Genomic DNA, 15,924 nt, shown 5'->3' with positions numbered 1-15,924 from the left:
GTATGAGATAGGTGACTATCTATGCACGGGCGTTTATTTTATGATTTTGGCTAAACTAATGATTTTTTTCAAAGGCTTCATTAAATTCATGCGCCGCTCGAAGATCTAGAGCCGTAATCCCATCTTCTTCATTAGATTCAAGTCGCAGGGTAACTGTTTTATAATCAATCGTAATATGTGGATGATGATCGAAGGCTTCTGAAATCGTGGCTACTTCATCAACGAACGCAATGCCCTTCATATATTGGCTGAACATATATTTTCGCACCATAACATTATTATCCAGCTTCCACCCCTCCAGCTTGGTGATCTCCTCACGCAGTTCCTCTTCCGTAAATAACAATTCGTTTCCTCCCTTACAAAAAATTGCAGTAAAGTGCGCAGTTCCCTTTACATGACTTAGGCGTTAAACAAAACATCCCTTAGCTTCTGAGGTCCAAGGGATGTGCCAGGATAAAGGCGATATTTTCGATTTAATGTATTCACAAATCCCAGCGATTATAACTCGGCTTTATCAATTTTAACACGGGCTACTAACTACGGGCAAATTACGTCCAGACGTCTCCTCTGCCTAAATCAAAACCACTGAAGCCAAATCCTCTTCGCCAACTAAAATATTAATGCGATGCGTGTCCTTATCGTAAATAATTACGCCGCTCCCCACTTCAATCATAGGTTCATTACCCAGCGCGAAGAAAAGATCCTCAGCCAATGCTTCCCATACCTCCAGCTTTGATTCTTGGGGTAGTTCCTGCCACTCGTCCGGATCCATCTCAAAAAATAAATATCCATCGGAAATTCGTCCGACGGCTTCGGTCAAATCTGTTAGAATTTCACCGTAATCTCTACCATGCTTTACACCCACGTATATCACTCCGTTTTCTTCACAGATGAATAATTACTTACCTTATCCATTATAGCCGAAAAAATGACTTCACAAAAAACCGAATGATGTCGATAAATAAGAATATACGTTAATTCGGTTTCGCACAGAGTGCCCTGCCGCTGTTTCAAGGATGATATACGCGGCATTGTCGGAACACATCTTAAATCTCACGGACGAGGTGCAAAATGGAAATTTCAACAATAATTGGTTTAATTTTTGGTTTGGTTGCTGTAATCTGGGGCATGATCCTCAAGCACGCTCCACTTCATGCTTTGGCCACACCCGCTGCTTACGTTATTATCTTGGTGGGTACGGCAGCGTCTATTTTCATGGCCTTTCCTTTCAACGAGGTCAAAAAGATTCCAAGTCTGTTCAAAATGATTTTTATCAAAAAGAAATTAATCAGTAAACCCGAATTAATCACTATGTTCATGGAATGGGCTTCTATCACACGGCGTGAAGGTCTGTTGGCTCTAGAATCAAAGGTCGATGAAATAGAAGATAACTTCCTCAGGAATGGCATGCGGATGATCATTGATGGAAATGATCAGGATTTTGTCCGCGATGTCCTCATGGAGGATATCCACGCCACAGAGGATAGACATAAAGCAGGAGCGCTCATTTTCTCACAGGCAGGTATGTATGCTCCTACCCTTGGGGTGCTCGGGGCGGTTATCGGCCTCATCGCCGCTCTGGCTGATATGAGTGATATGAACAAATTGGCTGCGGCAATCGGGGCTGCCTTCATCGCCACTTTGCTTGGTATCTTTACAGGTTACGTATTATGGCATCCTATTGCTAATAAGCTGAAACGTCTCTCCAAACAAGAAATCGAAGTTCGAATGATGATGGTCGAAGGTCTTTTGTCCATACAGTCCGGTGTATCTACTATTGCCATCAATCAGAAGCTTGCTGTATTCCTAACACCTTCGCAACGCGTTAAGTTAAATGAGAAGGACGGTGGATCAGGTGAGCAAAAAGACTAGACACGAAGAGCATGAAGAACATGCCGATGAATCGTGGCTGTTACCTTATTCCGACCTCATGACTCTTCTGGTGGCTCTGTTCATCGTTATGTATTCTATGAGCGCAACGGATGCCAAGAAATTTGAAGAGATGAGTCAAGCCTTCAGTTCCGCACTTAATGGCGGTACAGGCATTCTTGAAGAGCGGGCAGCAATGCCTAGTAAAACTCAAGAAGATCTGGGGAAAAATGATAAGATGGGTAGCTCTACTTCCAAGAAAGCTGAAGAAGCAGAAATGGCAAAGCTACGACAAAAGGAACAAGAGGATTTAGAGAAGCTTAAGAAACAATTCGATCAATATATTAAGAGCAACGGCCTAACTGATCTGCTCAGTACGAAGCTTAATCAATCTCAGCTAATGATTACGATCAGTGATAACGCATTGTTCGCCTCTGGCCAAGCCATTGTTAAGGATGATTCGCGGCAATTAGCTAAATCCATCTCAACGATGCTGCAGCAATTCCCGGATTATGATGTAGTAGTGCAAGGGCACACCGACGATATTCCGATTTCCAATAACAACTATTCATCCAACTGGGATCTGAGTGCGGATCGGGCACTTCAGTTCATGAAGATTTTGCTGCAGAACACGAATCTAAATCCGCGCAAATTTAGTGCGATTGGATACGGCGAGTATCATCCTATTTCGGATAATGACACAGCTACCGGCCGAAGCAAGAATCGCCGGGTAGAGGTTTCCATTATTCGCAAATATCAAGAATCCAAAGAGTTTACAGGGATTGTTCCCTCTGCTGAATAAGTGATTTCGTAAGGTAATAAAAAGAGCTGTCCAAAGGTCTTAGACCCCGGACAGCTCTTTTTTTGTTGCGAGTACTACATTCTATATGGACCTGTAACATTGTAATAACATTCCTACAGTAACTCGTAGTTCAGCGTAGCTCCAAGCTCTTTCTTCTCATCAGCAGACAGCTCCCGCCATTCTCCCGTTTGCAATGCCCCCAGGCGAATATTCATAATCCGAATGCGTTGCAGCTTTCGAACCTCATAGCCAAAAGCGCTGCACATACGACGAATCTGGCGATTTTTGCCCTCTGTCAAAATAATACGGAAGACACGCTCCGTAATACGCGTGACCTCACAGGGCAGCGTCTTCTCACCTAATATTTTCACACCGCTCGACATGCCGGTAATAAATGAAGGCGTAATGGGTCTGTCCACGGTAACCACATATTCTTTTTCATGCCGGCCTTCCGCCCGCAAAATTTTATTAACGATATCACCATCATTAGTAAGCAAGATTAATCCTTCCGAATCCTTATCGAGACGACCAATCGGGAATATACGCTCATGATGACCTACAAAATCGACAATATTCCCCTTGATATGCTGTTCTGTGGTTGATGTAATCCCAACCGGCTTGTTTAGAGCAATGTAGACCGTCTGGCTCGAGGTTTCAAGCGCTATACCATCTATTCGCACATCATCGCCCGGAACAGCCTGACTGCCCAGCACAGCAGGCTCTCCGTTGATCGTCACTCTGCCGGCATCCACAAGCTTGTCTGCTTCTCGGCGTGAACAGTACCCTGTCTCACTGATGAATTTATTAATTCTCACGTTGTTCTTCACTCCGTTCATCCTTAATGTTGAGCCAAGGTGTAACCCCTCCAGCTGCAGGCAGCTTAATCATAACGGTTGTCCCCCGGCCAACTTCACTTTGTATTTCCAAATGACCCTTATGAGCCTGAATAATACGCTGGCTAATCATTAACCCAAGACCAGTCCCCGATTCCTTATTCGTGAAGAACGGTTCACCCAGCTTAGGCAGCACGTCCTCTGGAATCCCTTCACCCTGATCTTTGATTACAATAAAGACGCAATCCACAGAGTTCCACAGTTCCATTGAAATGACGCCACCCTCAGGCATAGCCTCAATTGCATTTTTAACAATATTAATAAATACCTGCTTCAGCTGGTTCTCTTCACAATGTACAGTAGCAGGTTGTTCAGAGAATTTCGTACTAAATTGAATATCATGTAGATGAGCCTGACTATCCAATAGAGAAACTACATCACCTAATATGTAGCGAAGATCTTTCTCCTGAAAATGAACGGCTTGCGGCTTAGCCAGGATTAAAAATTCACTGACGATAAGATTAATCCGCTCCAGCTCGGATAACATCAGCTCTACATGAAGCGGAACCAAGAGCTCCTTCTCCTGTTGAAGCTGTAGAAATCCTTTTAACGTGGTAAGAGGGTTACGAATCTCATGAGCTACTCCTGCGGCCAATTGGCCGACTGTAGTTAGTTTCTCAGAGCGTCTAAGCAGCTCCTCCATTCGATTGCGTTCCGTCATATCACGAGAAACGTGAATAAAGGAATGGGGATAACCCTCTTCATCTCGAATTATCGAGGTACTAACGCTAACTTCAACTAATGATCCGTCCCGTTTAAGTCTCACTGTCTCGATCGGCGGCAGAACTGCACCATTTCTTAACGCGTCAAGCCGCTCTTCCTCTTGCTTAAGCGCTGTCGCGGGTACAAGATATGGCATATTGCCTATCACTTCTGTTGCACTCCATCCGTACAGCTCCTCAAAGGCTCTGTTAGTGCTAGTGATTCGTCCCTCCATATCCAACGTATGAATCGCATCCGACGTACCGTTAATTACGGATTCCAAATGCTCCTTAACCGCCCGGTTCTCTTCCAGCGTCTGTTTAAGACGATTGGTGCGTTGCATAAGATGAGAAGTCATAGCGTTAATCCGTAAGGCTAACTGACCTAACTCATCACGAGAGGTTACGCTTAATGGAGGTTCGAACTTACCTCGCGCTACATCATTGACTTTGGCAAGTATAGCCTGAATTGGACGGGTAACAAAACCCGAAAGTATGTAACTACATAGCAAAAATAATGCCAGCAACAACAGAGACGTAGTCAAATAATTAGTTAATTGTTCATGAACTACGGATGAAATCACAGAGTAATCCAAAACTACACCGATTACATAAGGTTCCATTTTAGCAGTCTGGATAGGAATGAAGCTTTTGAGCACTCTTTTTCCATGTACTCTCGTCTCCAGTGTAACTGGCTTCTGCTTCTGCTGAGCTAATAGAATGGCCGCTTTATCTTGCTCCACATTACCATAAGTATAGGTACCGAACTTAATTGGGCGGTTGCCAAGTTTCTTTTTAAATGCATCGCTTCCATCGCCCGCCATACTCGCTAAACCAAATGTTGTTGGATTAAATCCTGTAAGCTCTAAAATCCCAGGATTAACTTCTTTGGTTCGCTCTACAATTTGATCGGGATTGGTGATTTTGACATATTCACTAGCCGCAGTATTGAGAATAACAGGATTAATGATGTAGTTGCTTGCTTCATCATGATAATAACCCCACTTCTCAATGAAATCGGGATTGTAGGTTGAATATTCAAATGGGCCTGACCAAAAATGATCCAATGACTGACCTTGCCCCACAGTGACTTCCTGATTATCAAATAACTCCAAAAGGGCAAGGTACCAGTACCCCCAACCTTGAGTGGACATTCCAATATCAATAGGATTTGATGCCTTTGTCACCACGATATCATTATCAGTCTTTACCAGAATTGAAATATTAGACACGCCCAACTTGGAAGTTAGGGCCTTAAGTTGAGCATTGGTTATATTCTTATAATCCGGACCCAATTCCTTAGAGGCAAAGATGGCAGCCATTCTTAAGTTATGCGCAATTTGATATTCTACATAGTTAGAGCTATAGTTACTTTGTTCTACAGAAACAGCCATTTGCATAGCGGTGATCTGCATATTATTTGCGTTTTCATTTCTTAGATTATTCTGAGCGGCATAAAGGTTAAATGTCAGGTTTAATGCTAAAATTAGCAGTACCGCTCCAAAAATAATAGCAGATAGTTTTGTCTTTATGGACAAACTGTTATTCACCTCTTATCCACTGGTAAATCCTTGCGGAGCCTATAATAAACATCATACCTTTTGCCCCCTCATTTGAAAAGGACATTTAAAACAAGCCTATTAATTCACGAAATATTGAAATTCAAAAGGTGTTTCTCTACAATATATAAGAAACCATCCACATCTTATGCACATATAAACAAATTATTAAAGTCCGGTGTGTACAAAAATGTGTATAAGTAGGCTGTTATCCACAGAGTTATGCACATTTTGTTAAGAACGAATATTTGTTCGTTGTACAATGGTTACAGAAGAAGGGAAGATGATCTTGAATATTAAAGCCAATGAATCGCCAGAAGATATACAAGCGGTTCATGAATATTGGATGAGGCAGGCGATCGCAGAAGCACGTAAAGCTGAGGCATTAGGTGAGGTTCCTATTGGCGCTGTCATTGTTCGACATGGTGAAATTATAGGACGTGGATACAATTTACGAGAAACGACAATGGATTCGACAGCCCATGCAGAGATGGTAGCCATTCGCGAGGCCAGCAATGTCATGAATTCTTGGCGTCTGCTGGATTGCCAGCTGTACGTCACCCTAGAACCTTGTCCGATGTGTGCAGGAGCAATAGTGCAGTCCAGAGTGCCTCTCACGGTATATGGAACGCCTGACCCTAAAGCTGGATGTGCCGGGACCCTCATGAACTTGCTTGAAGAGCCGCGATTTAATCATAGAACTGAGGTAATACAGGATGTTTTACAAGAAGAATGTGCAGATCTACTCACCTCCTTCTTTCGCCGTTTACGTAAAAAGCCAATTAAACAAAAGGAGGACTCCTAAATGACCCTTACTCTATATCATACCTCTCAAGGGATCTATATTTCTCCACTTGAGCTTAAGGATGCACTAAGCCTGCTGGAGCTTCGTTTAAATAACCGGGTAACCCACGAACCGTTTGAGCCAAAACGTGATGAGCACTTCTTTACCCTGGAGAGTCAGCAACAGATCATCAATCAGCGTATTGAGGACGCCCTACAGGACAGAGCTTATATGTTCGGCATTTATCTGCTGGATGGACAGCTAATCGGTCAGATCACATTGTCCAACGTCTCACGAGGTGTAGCACAATATGCTGATTTAGGATATTTAATGGATCATCGGATGCAAGGACAAGGTTATATGACAGCAGCGGTCGGATTAGTCCTTGGCTATGCTTTCCGAGCCTTAGGTCTACATAGAGTTCAGGCAGCTATTTTATTGCATAATGAAGCTTCCCGAAGAGTCCTGGAGAAGAGTGGGTTTAAACCTGAAGGGGTTGCCCGTCAGTATCTTAAAATAAATGGACAGTGGCAGGATCACCAAACCTACGCAATCTTAACTGAAGATGTGCTGACACAGGAACAGAAATAGGATTCTGCATTGTCGCAGGAATCAGCGCTACTTTTTTCCTAAAAAAAGACCCGCATGGGCGTATAATATACGCCTCATGCGGGTCTTTATCTTGCGAACTGGGATTAATAAGTTCCCAAACCACCGAATTCTTCTCCAAGTTGATCCATTGTAATTACATCATCACCTTGAGGGATACCAATCTTGAATACCGGCTTTTCGTTGATCTTGCTGTATTGGCCCGTTCCATTTACTGAGAAGGCCACTTTTGTGCCATCTTCCGGATCATTTACTTTAACATCCATCAATAAATCCTGATACACAGCGTATCCGTCCTTATTGATCGCAGTATTATAGTGGAACTGGTTGATGGTAAGGTACTTATCAAGATCAGCTAAGCCCTTATCCAATTCAGTTCTAGCTTCACCTGATGTCAGTTCTTCTTTAGCCTTAGCTAGATCTGCATCTTTAATCTGCAGCATATCCTTGTATTCTTCCTTGCTTACGATATCAATGATTTTTGGCAGGGCATTATTCACCAAGATAGTGATTGCTTCTTTAACATTATCGTTAGTCACTTGGAACTGAACGACTTGTTTAGCTTCCACACCTTCTGGTAAATTAGCATCTTTGGGATCAATCTCGTTAAAATATTTTTCTTCGTCATATTCAGCTAGGACAGTGTCCACCACTTCATTAGACAGCTTCTGCATTTTTTGAGTATCCATCGTACTTGGGTTAAATTCTGCACCCTCCTGCTCTGCCAACGCCTTCAGATCAACCTCTACAAACTTATTGAGGATTGTCTCAGGAATCGGTACGAAAGGAATAGATGGAATCTTAACATACAACTTCTCGGCAGTCATTACCATAGGAACATTAAAGCTCATGCTCATATCGCCTTTCAGATTCAGAACCATAGTTAGTTCTGTCTGCATTGGCTCTGCTTGATATACCCCATCAATGGTAATATCAGCATTCTTAAGCATACTAAGTACCTGTGTAGTCATTGCAGCAGATTCAGCGTCAGAAGTCTCGATCGTAAGATCGTTGATCGTGAATTTACTCTTCATCTCATAAGATGACATTGTAGTCGCTTTAGTAGCGGCTGATTTTAAGGCCTCTTTTGGCGCCTCCTGTTTACTTGCACATCCCGGCAGAATTACTGCTGCTGTAAGCAGCAATGCAGCGGCCGACAAACCCCACTTTTTGTTCATTATTGTTCTCCTCTCCCATTGTAAAAGAAATCTCTCCCCCTCCTATGATAAACCATTTGTAAAAATCAAGAAACACTTCTTTAAAATTCTTAACGTTTTTATTTGTTAACCTTGTGGATTATGGTGGTCAACATGGTTCGCTTGTTTCACCTTTTTAGAACCTGAAAGTGGTTCTGGGCCTGAAGGAGTATGGTCTTTTCTCCGCTCACCACTTGTTGGCTCTGCCCCAGGAACAGGGATACTTTTTGGTTTCGACATTTTCATTCCTCCTAAGGATTGGTCAAGTTCTGAAGAGCCTGAGCACATTCATGAATTTGCCGTGAGTATTGCTGTGCCAGCTGCTGTACGGCATCACTACGCTCATCAATATGGAGACCGCTCTGTTCCACATCCAGCAGATCCACTGCCACTTCTCTGCTATCTACATACTTGCAGCGAAAATCCAGCGAATAGCCTTGATGACCTGCCGCATTAAAATGAATCAGCAAGCTATTCGGATCCCCATTATCCGCCAGCACACTGAAACTATCCCCATCATCCATCAACGCCGGCAAGCGCTCCTGCCAGGCTGAGACAAGCTTATGCTGATCAACTTCTAATGATCTATCCATGATTATGATCATCCTCCTTCTCTAATACATTGCGGAGAAATGAAGCTTTTTATTCTCAATAGAACTGGGTCTACCAAACAAAACAAAAAACCGTCCCCCAGAGGGAACGGTTTCTATCTAATTATTCTTTAAGTTCATAAAGGAATGGCGGAGAGGATGGGATTCGAACCCATGTGGGCTTGCACCCTAACGGTTTTCAAGACCGCCCCGTTATGACCGCTTCGGTACCTCTCCAAATGCATTTAAATTTCACATGCATTAGGATTGTACCATACAATGCAAAGAAAAAGCAACTATATCTTTAAATAGTTTTTGGTTGTATCGATTTTACATTGCGCATATAAGGTTGTAGGCATTCTGGAATCAGAACACTGCCATCCTCTTGCTGATAATTCTCAAGAATTGCAGCAACCGTACGTCCAACAGCCAAAGCAGAGCCGTTCAGCGTATGAACAAATTCAGGCTTCGATTTTGGATCCTTACGGAAACGAATATTTGCCCGGCGTGCTTGGAAGTCTTCTGTATTTGAGCAAGAGGAGATCTCACGGTACATCCCACTCTCAGGCAACCACACTTCCAAATCGTACGTCTTAGCCGATGTAAAGCCCATATCAGCCGTACATAACCCAAGTACACGATAAGGCAGTCCCAACAGCTGCAGCACACTTTCAGCGTCTGCTGTCATTTTTTCTAATTCCTCATAAGAGGATTCAGGGGTGGTGAGCTTCACCAACTCTACCTTGTTGAATTGATGCTGGCGAATCAAACCGCGAGTATCACGGCCCGCCGAGCCCGCCTCAGAACGGAAACAAGAGCTGTAAGCTACATGGTATTTAGGCAGGTCAGCTGCCGTCAAAATCTCTTCGCGATAGTAGTTCGTTACCGGTACTTCAGCTGTAGGAATCAAATAGTATTCGGTATCCCGCAGCTTGAACAGATCCTCTTCGAATTTAGGCAGTTGTCCTGTACCATACAAGCTGTCTTTGTTTACAATGTAAGGCGGCAGCATTTCCTCATAGTTATGCTCACCACTGTGAAGATCCATCATAAAGTTAATCAGCGCCCGTTCTAGACGTGCTCCAAGTCCTTTATAGAAAACAAACCGGGATCCTGTAACCTTTGCTGCAGCTTCAAAATCAATAATATCAAGCTGCTGCGCAAGCTCCCAATGTGATTTCGGAGTGAATCCGAACTCTTTGGGCTCCGACCAGCGGCGTAATTCAACGTTATCATCCTCGGATTTCCCTACTGGAACTGAATCATGAGGAATATTAGGGATATTCATAGTAAGATCAGCAATCTGAGCTTCCAGTTCACGTACTTCATCATCAAGCTCTTTAATTCGGTCAGACACTGTACGCATTTCTGTAATTAGATCATCTGCTGGTTCGCCGTTCTTTTTCTTTTTCGCTACTTCACCTGAAACTGTATTACGACGGTTCTTAAGACCTTCGGTTTCTTGCAGTAATTCACGTCGACGCAAATCAAGTTGTGGAAAATCAGCAATTAAGTCCAGTGATTTGCCCCGTTTTTCTAAAGCCTCTTCCACTCTTGCGTAATCACTACGTAGTATTTTTACATCTAACACAAAGTTTCCCTCCTGAAAACAGCCTAAACTCTTTCAAAATGCTGATTACAGCTTTGAAAGAGTCAGGATGTTCTTTATATGCGATTTTGTTGTTGGACTTCCCTATTCGCCTCTACCATATCGGCAAAATATTGGTGCAGTCTGAAATCATCGGTCAGTTCTGGATGAAAAGAACATACCAGCAAGTTGCCTTCGCGCGCGGTTACAATCTCATCATTATAGACTGTAAGCACATCAACTCCCGGTCCTACCTCGTTGATAAGCGGTGCACGTATAAACACAGCACGAACCGGCTCATCAATGCCTTTAACCTCCAGATCACATTCAAAGCTTTCCCGTTGGCGGCCGAATGCATTCCGGGCTACGATAATATCCATTAGCTCCAAATGCCCCGGTTCACCACCGGCAATTTTTTTGGCCAGCACGATCATACCCGCACATGTGCCAAAAATAGGCTTACCCTGATCAGAAAAATCACGGATGGCTTCTATGAAGCCATATTTCCGCATTAGCTTTCCAATCGTTGTACTTTCTCCGCCGGGGATAATCAGGCCTTCAACCTCTTCTAGCTGCTCCACACGCTTGATAGGCACGCCTTCTGCACCGGTCTTCTCTATACTAACAATATGCTCCGTAACAGCGCCTTGCAGCGCCAATACTCCTATCTTCATCCTACAACCTTCTCTCTATTAACGGCCACGCTCCGACATACGTTCAGCCGGGGTGAGAGTTGCAATATCAATCCCCTTCATTGGTGCACCAAGGTTCTTGGATACTTCAGCAATCAGTTTGTAATCAGTATAGTGTGTAGTGGCTTCAACAATCGCACGCGCAAATTTCTCAGGATTGTCCGATTTAAAAATACCCGAGCCTACGAATACACCATCAGCACCCAAATGCATCATAAGAGCAGCATCTGCAGGAGTAGCTACACCCCCAGCGGCAAAGTTAACAACCGGCAGTTTGCCAAGCTCATGTACTTCGAGCAACAGCTCGTAGGAAACTCCCAGGTTCTTTGCTTCATTATATAGCTCGTCCTTGGACAAATTCGTTACTTTACGGATTTGACTGTTGATAAAGCGCATGTGACGCACGGCCTCAACAATGTTGCCTGTTCCTGGTTCACCTTTTGTACGGATCATGGAGGCACCTTCGTTAATACGTCTCAGTGCTTCTCCCAGATCCTTCGCTCCACATACAAAAGGAACGGTGAACTCATGTTTATCAATATGGAATACTTCATCAGCAGGAGTAAGAACTTCACTCTCATCCAAGTAATCAACACCCAAAGATTCTAGAACTTTCGCTTCTACATAATGGCCGATACGAGCCTTAGCCATAACAGGGATACTTACCACTTTGAGAACCTCTTCTACAATTGTAGGATCGGCCATCCGTGCTACACCGCCAGCTGCACGAATGTCAGAAGGTACGCGTTCCAGAGCCATAACAGCAACTGCACCAGCAGCCTCAGCAATTTTTGCTTGCTCTGCATTCATGACGTCCATAATGACGCCGCCTTTTTGCATTTCTGCCATGCCTCTTTTAACTCGCGATGTACCTGTTTCCATGTCCTAACCCCCCGAATGATCTATCTTAATCTAACTTGTAATTTTACCCCAATGAAGGGAAATCTACAACCCATTTACTCGGATTTACTGCTGATTTCGACACCAAACTGCATTAGAACAAGTTCTTGATCCCTGAAAATAAATCACCGAAGAAATCGCCAATCGCTCTAAGGAACAACTTGAACCAGCCAGCCTTCTCAGCTTCCTCTACTGTGATCAGATTAACTGTTTTCTCCTGTGCTGCTTGCATGCCTTCAGCCTTGTAGGAATAGGTAACTTTACCTACTTTAGAGGATTGAGCTATAGGAGCAACCAAAGTTGCAGGGTCATTTGTTACAACAGTTGTAGTAACTTCAGGAGAAACCGTTCCCTTAGGAACAATGAAAGAAACTCCTTCATCAGTAACTATAGAAACATCTTTATTCTTGCCTTTCAGTACCGGAACTGTTTCCGTGCCAGCAATAACAGCCTTCGGAGCTACAACCTGTTTGATTTCAAAGTTGTTAAACCCGTAGTCGAGCACTTTTTTTGTTTCTGTGAATCGATGTGCCTCTGAATTAGCACCCATAACAACACTGATTAGACGCATTCCATCACGCACAGCAGTACCTGTAAAGCAGTTACCTGCATTTGTGGTATGGCCAGTCTTCAGTCCATCTAGACCTGGATAAGCATATGCCTTAAAGTTGGGAATACTTTTGTTAGCTTCCAGCATCCAGTTGTAGTTAATGATCGGCGCTGTATCCCGATCACGGAATTTATAAGACTGAATCGTTGTAAATTCAGTGAAGTCCGGGTGGTCAGTAACTATAAATTTAGCAAGAGTAGCTGCATCTCTAGCTGACATTACAGTCTCTTTATCAAGATCAGGACGGAATTTCTTCGGCATGTCTGCCCGATCAAGTCCAGTTGAGTTAATAAAATAGGTATTTTTCATGCCCATCTTCTGTGCAGTCTGATTCATTAGTTCTACGAATTGTTCTTCTGAACCCGATACCAATTCTGCCAAAGCAACTGTGGCATCATTCGCCGATCCTACAGCCATCGCTATGTATAGCTCTTTAACCGTATGTTCATCTCCAGCCGCCAGAAAAATTCGTGATCCGACCTGTTTGGAAGCATTCTCTTGAATGATAACCTTTTGATCCCAAGAGATGTCTCCTTTTTTCACGGCATCAGATACAAGATATTCAGTCATCATCTTGGTCATACTCGCTGGTGGGAGTGGTGTATCTGGATTTAGAGCCATAAGTACTTGGCCTGTAGTTGGTTCTATTAGAATAGCAGAACTCAATTCCAAGTTAAGAGATTCCACAGAAGGGATCTTAACTGCGTTGGTCTTGGGTGCAGTTTCAGTAGCAGTTGCGGCACCTTCGGTTGTAACCGGAGTTTTGCCCGCTTCAGCCAATGCTGGAATTACTGGGTTCATTAACATATTTAAAAGCAGACCTACAGTCGCTGTCTTAATTACAATTTGCTTACCATTAAATTTTCGTTTGTGCTTCAATGATTACGACTCTCCTTTAAATCTCATATCAATAGCTTGTTCTATTCTAACACAGGGGTACCCGCAAAAAAAGACAGACAGGACGAAATAGTCCTGTCTGTCCAAAAAATAATACGGTTAGTCCATTATACGGAATAGTTTGGTGCTTCTTTTGTAATTTGCACATCATGCGGGTGGCTCTCACGAAGTCCAGCACTTGTGATACGAATGAAAGAAGTATCGTTACGCAGTTCTTCCAATGACTTCGTACCGCAATAGCCCATACCTGAGCGCAATCCGCCGATCAATTGATGAACAGTGTCAGAAAGAGGCCCTTTAAAAGCAATACGTCCCTCAATTCCTTCAGGAACGAGCTTTTTATCATCATCTTGGAAATAACGGTCTTTACTGCCTTGTTTCATGGCACTCATGCTGCCCATACCACGATATACTTTAAATTTACGGCCTTGATAAAGCTCAGATTCCCCTGGGCTTTCTTCTGTACCCGCAAACATACTTCCCATCATTACAGCATGAGCACCCGCTGCGATAGCCTTAGTGATCTCCCCAGAATACTTAATACCGCCATCAGCGATAATAGGAATTCCGTACTCACGAGCAACTGTGGCACAATCATAAATGGCTGTAACCTGTGGTACGCCGATACCAGCGATAACGCGTGTTGTACAGATCGATCCTGGTCCAATACCTACTTTAACTACAGATGCACCAGCTTCAATAAGTTCACGGGTTGCTTCGCCTGTAGCTACGTTACCAGCAACAATCGTAAGATCAGGATACAGCTCACGAATTTGGCGAACCGCTTCAATTATATTAATGTGGTGACCATGTGCAGAATCGACGACGATCAAGTCCACACCAGCTTTTACTAATGCTGCAGTACGTTCGAAGGTGTCTTTAGAGATACCAACAGCTGCTCCAACAAGTAGACGGCCATGTGCATCTTTGGCTCCGTTAGGGAATTGAATAGCTTTTTCAATATCCTTAATGGTGATGAGGCCCTTAAGAATATTATTCTCGTCCACAAGGGGAAGCTTCTCGATCTTATGACGTTGCAGGATACCTTCTGCTTCCTGAAGGGTTGTACCCACAGCAGCTGTTACAAGATTCTCATGTGTCATAACTTCTTTAATTTGAATATTGAAATCATGAATAAAGCGTAAGTCTCTATTAGTCAGAATACCGACAAGTTTATTGTCACTGTCTACAATCGGCACTCCGGAAATGCGATATTTACCCATTAAAAGCTCTGCATCAGATACCATATGTTCTGCCGTAAGTGAGAATGGATTCGTAATAACTCCGCTCTCGGAACGCTTCACACGATCTACTTCTTCCGCTTGCTGCTCTACAGGCATATTCTTGTGTATAATCCCGATGCCACCCTCACGAGCAATTGCAATGGCCATGGCTGCTTCTGTGACTGTGTCCATACCTGCACTCATAAGTGGAATATTCAACTTCACATTCTTACTTAGAACTGTGGTCAAATCCACTTCTTTAGGCAGTACCTCAGATTTACGCGGAACCAGCAGCACATCATCAAAAGTTAGACCTTCTTTACCAAACTTATCTTTCCACACCTGGGTCATTCCTCCTCGGTTGTTTTAAATTATACCCGCCTACAAACTTTATGAAAGAAGAACCTTTGACTCCAGTCCATTCACGACAGACAATTCTGTACATCTGGGGGCTGAACAAGTGTAGATCTTCAATTAAGGTTTGAGATGCTTATCCAAAAATATATTATTGCCATCTTAGCAAAGGGCATTTGGACTGTCAAGAACATTACATCATCAGAGTAGGTATTCAAAAAACGGCCGCCGAGTAAGCGAATTATTGGACGTTAGTCCGTGCTGAGAGGACAATTTAGTGTGTTAAAAATTTACAGTTCGCCTCTGTTCACTTTTTAAACCACGCTTATCTCCATCTTAGTATCTCAAAATATAGCCCAATGAATTCTCTATATACATAACAAAAAGACCACTGTCGATTACTCAACAGTGGTCTTGCGTGCTTGGCAACGTCCTACTCTCCCAGGACCCTTCGGTCCAAGTACCATCGGCGCTGGAGGGCTTAACGGTCGTGTTCGGGATGGGTACGCGTGGAACCCCTCCGCTATCGCCACCAAACATGCGTCTGTGAAACAGACGCTGCCGCGTGAAATTCGGTTCTTCACCAGAAGTGAGAATGAATTTCTAAGCGTGTTACAGGCTTGATGCCTGAAAACTGAATCCGAAACGAATCTGCAT

General features: G+C 43.5%; 16 protein-coding genes, 1 tRNA gene and 1 rRNA gene. 4 read left to right on the top strand and 14 right to left on the bottom strand.

Annotated features, from left to right (window positions below; all coding sequences use genetic code 11):
- Positions 1-55: 55 nt before the first annotated feature.
- Together MHH89_RS22570 and MHH89_RS22565 are read right to left on the bottom strand one after the other, a co-directional pair.
- A complete protein-coding gene (locus MHH89_RS22570) occupies positions 56-343 on the bottom strand; it encodes a 4a-hydroxytetrahydrobiopterin dehydratase (RefSeq protein ID WP_076130383.1) in 288 nt (95 codons plus the stop codon).
- Between the two features lie 228 nt (positions 344-571).
- Positions 572-865 (bottom strand): hypothetical protein, encoded by a 294-nt coding sequence (locus MHH89_RS22565; RefSeq protein WP_036679966.1) that lies wholly within the window; start codon positions 863-865, stop codon positions 572-574.
- A 206-nt stretch (positions 866-1,071) separates the two neighbouring features.
- On the opposite strand from MHH89_RS22565, the gene motA reads away from it, so the two are divergent.
- Together motA and motB are read left to right on the top strand one after the other, a co-directional pair.
- On the top strand, positions 1,072-1,872 hold the full coding sequence (motA, locus tag MHH89_RS22560; protein WP_036679967.1) for a flagellar motor stator protein MotA: 801 nt from the start codon (positions 1,072-1,074) through the stop codon (positions 1,870-1,872).
- Positions 1,856-2,671 carry a flagellar motor protein MotB gene (gene motB / locus MHH89_RS22555; protein ID WP_312150936.1) on the top strand — a complete coding sequence of 272 codons (816 nt, stop codon included), beginning with the start codon at positions 1,856-1,858 and terminating at the stop codon, positions 2,669-2,671. Before motA ends, motB begins: the two co-directional genes overlap by 17 nt.
- A gap of 113 nt (positions 2,672-2,784) precedes the next feature.
- Here the strand turns inward: motB and rluF are convergent, their stop codons facing one another.
- Both rluF and MHH89_RS22545 read right to left on the bottom strand, forming a co-directional pair.
- On the bottom strand, positions 2,785-3,486 hold the full coding sequence (gene rluF, locus MHH89_RS22550) for a 23S rRNA pseudouridine(2604) synthase RluF (RefSeq protein ID WP_036679985.1): 702 nt from the start codon (positions 3,484-3,486) through the stop codon (positions 2,785-2,787).
- Positions 3,476-5,803, bottom strand: coding sequence for an ATP-binding protein (locus tag MHH89_RS22545; RefSeq protein WP_312150937.1), 2,328 nt, complete (start codon positions 5,801-5,803; stop codon positions 3,476-3,478). The genes rluF and MHH89_RS22545 overlap by 11 nt, the downstream gene beginning before the upstream one ends.
- 310 nt (positions 5,804-6,113) lie before the next feature.
- Between MHH89_RS22545 and tadA the strand changes: the two genes are divergently transcribed.
- Together tadA and MHH89_RS22535 are read left to right on the top strand one after the other, a co-directional pair.
- The gene (gene tadA, locus MHH89_RS22540) at positions 6,114-6,629 is read left to right on the top strand and encodes a tRNA adenosine(34) deaminase TadA (protein ID WP_256716154.1); all 516 of its coding nucleotides are present in this window, start codon (positions 6,114-6,116) and stop codon (positions 6,627-6,629) included.
- On the top strand, positions 6,630-7,199 hold the full coding sequence (locus MHH89_RS22535; RefSeq protein ID WP_341088178.1) for a GNAT family N-acetyltransferase: 570 nt from the start codon (positions 6,630-6,632) through the stop codon (positions 7,197-7,199).
- A 104-nt stretch (positions 7,200-7,303) separates the two neighbouring features.
- Here the strand turns inward: MHH89_RS22535 and MHH89_RS22530 are convergent, their stop codons facing one another.
- The 10 genes from MHH89_RS22530 to rrf all read right to left on the bottom strand — a co-directional run bounded on the left by MHH89_RS22530 (position 7,304) and on the right by rrf (position 15,804).
- Positions 7,304-8,395, bottom strand: a complete 1,092-nt coding sequence (locus MHH89_RS22530) for a hypothetical protein (protein WP_076130388.1) — start codon at positions 8,393-8,395, stop codon at positions 7,304-7,306.
- A gap of 105 nt (positions 8,396-8,500) precedes the next feature.
- Positions 8,501-8,653 (bottom strand): small acid-soluble spore protein P, encoded by a 153-nt coding sequence (locus MHH89_RS22525; protein WP_076138623.1) that lies wholly within the window; start codon positions 8,651-8,653, stop codon positions 8,501-8,503.
- 11 nt (positions 8,654-8,664) lie between these two features.
- Positions 8,665-9,006: a hypothetical protein gene (locus tag MHH89_RS22520; RefSeq protein WP_036679977.1), complete on the bottom strand. Its 342-nt coding sequence runs from the start codon at positions 9,004-9,006 to the stop codon at positions 8,665-8,667.
- A 145-nt stretch (positions 9,007-9,151) separates the two neighbouring features.
- A tRNA-Ser gene (locus tag MHH89_RS22515) sits at positions 9,152-9,240 on the bottom strand.
- A 67-nt stretch (positions 9,241-9,307) separates the two neighbouring features.
- Complete coding sequence (serS, locus tag MHH89_RS22510; RefSeq protein ID WP_038568043.1) at positions 9,308-10,594, bottom strand: serine--tRNA ligase; 1,287 nt, start codon at positions 10,592-10,594, stop codon at positions 9,308-9,310.
- A 74-nt stretch (positions 10,595-10,668) separates the two neighbouring features.
- Positions 10,669-11,265: a pyridoxal 5'-phosphate synthase glutaminase subunit PdxT gene (gene pdxT, locus MHH89_RS22505; RefSeq protein WP_076220098.1), complete on the bottom strand. Its 597-nt coding sequence runs from the start codon at positions 11,263-11,265 to the stop codon at positions 10,669-10,671.
- Positions 11,266-11,283: 18 nt separating this feature from the next.
- Positions 11,284-12,165 (bottom strand): pyridoxal 5'-phosphate synthase lyase subunit PdxS, encoded by an 882-nt coding sequence (pdxS, locus tag MHH89_RS22500; RefSeq protein WP_036679980.1) that lies wholly within the window; start codon positions 12,163-12,165, stop codon positions 11,284-11,286.
- 112 nt (positions 12,166-12,277) lie between these two features.
- Positions 12,278-13,672, bottom strand: a complete 1,395-nt coding sequence (locus MHH89_RS22495) for a D-alanyl-D-alanine carboxypeptidase family protein (RefSeq protein ID WP_076187220.1) — start codon at positions 13,670-13,672, stop codon at positions 12,278-12,280.
- 125 nt (positions 13,673-13,797) lie between these two features.
- Entirely contained in the window at positions 13,798-15,255 is a 1,458-nt protein-coding gene (guaB, locus tag MHH89_RS22490) for an IMP dehydrogenase (RefSeq protein WP_036679982.1), read from the bottom strand.
- Positions 15,256-15,687: 432 nt separating this feature from the next.
- Positions 15,688-15,804: ribosomal RNA gene (gene rrf / locus MHH89_RS22485) — 5S ribosomal RNA — on the bottom strand.
- Between the last annotated feature and the right edge of the window lie 120 nt (positions 15,805-15,924).

Source organism: Paenibacillus sp. FSL H7-0323 (genome assembly GCF_038002725.1).
GTDB lineage: Bacteria > Bacillota > Bacilli > Paenibacillales > Paenibacillaceae > Paenibacillus_AQ > Paenibacillus_AQ odorifer.
The sequence above is the reverse complement of the archived record's forward strand: the minus strand, read 5'-3'. Positions and strand labels throughout refer to the sequence as shown.

Excerpts from the sequence above, each read along its gene's own strand:
- pdxS (WP_036679980.1), bottom strand. The coding sequence starts at position 12,165 with ATGGAAACAGGTACATCGCGAGTTAAAAGAGGCATGGCAGAAATGCAA.
- MHH89_RS22535 (WP_341088178.1), top strand. The coding sequence starts at position 6,630 with ATGACCCTTACTCTATATCATACCTCTCAAGGGATCTATATTTCTCCA.
- MHH89_RS22525 (WP_076138623.1), bottom strand. The coding sequence starts at position 8,653 with ATGTCGAAACCAAAAAGTATCCCTGTTCCTGGGGCAGAGCCAACAAGT.
- MHH89_RS22520 (WP_036679977.1), bottom strand. The coding sequence starts at position 9,006 with ATGGATAGATCATTAGAAGTTGATCAGCATAAGCTTGTCTCAGCCTGG.
- MHH89_RS22530 (WP_076130388.1), bottom strand. The coding sequence starts at position 8,395 with ATGAACAAAAAGTGGGGTTTGTCGGCCGCTGCATTGCTGCTTACAGCA.
- pdxT (WP_076220098.1), bottom strand. The coding sequence starts at position 11,265 with ATGAAGATAGGAGTATTGGCGCTGCAAGGCGCTGTTACGGAGCATATT.
- motA (WP_036679967.1), top strand. The coding sequence starts at position 1,072 with ATGGAAATTTCAACAATAATTGGTTTAATTTTTGGTTTGGTTGCTGTA.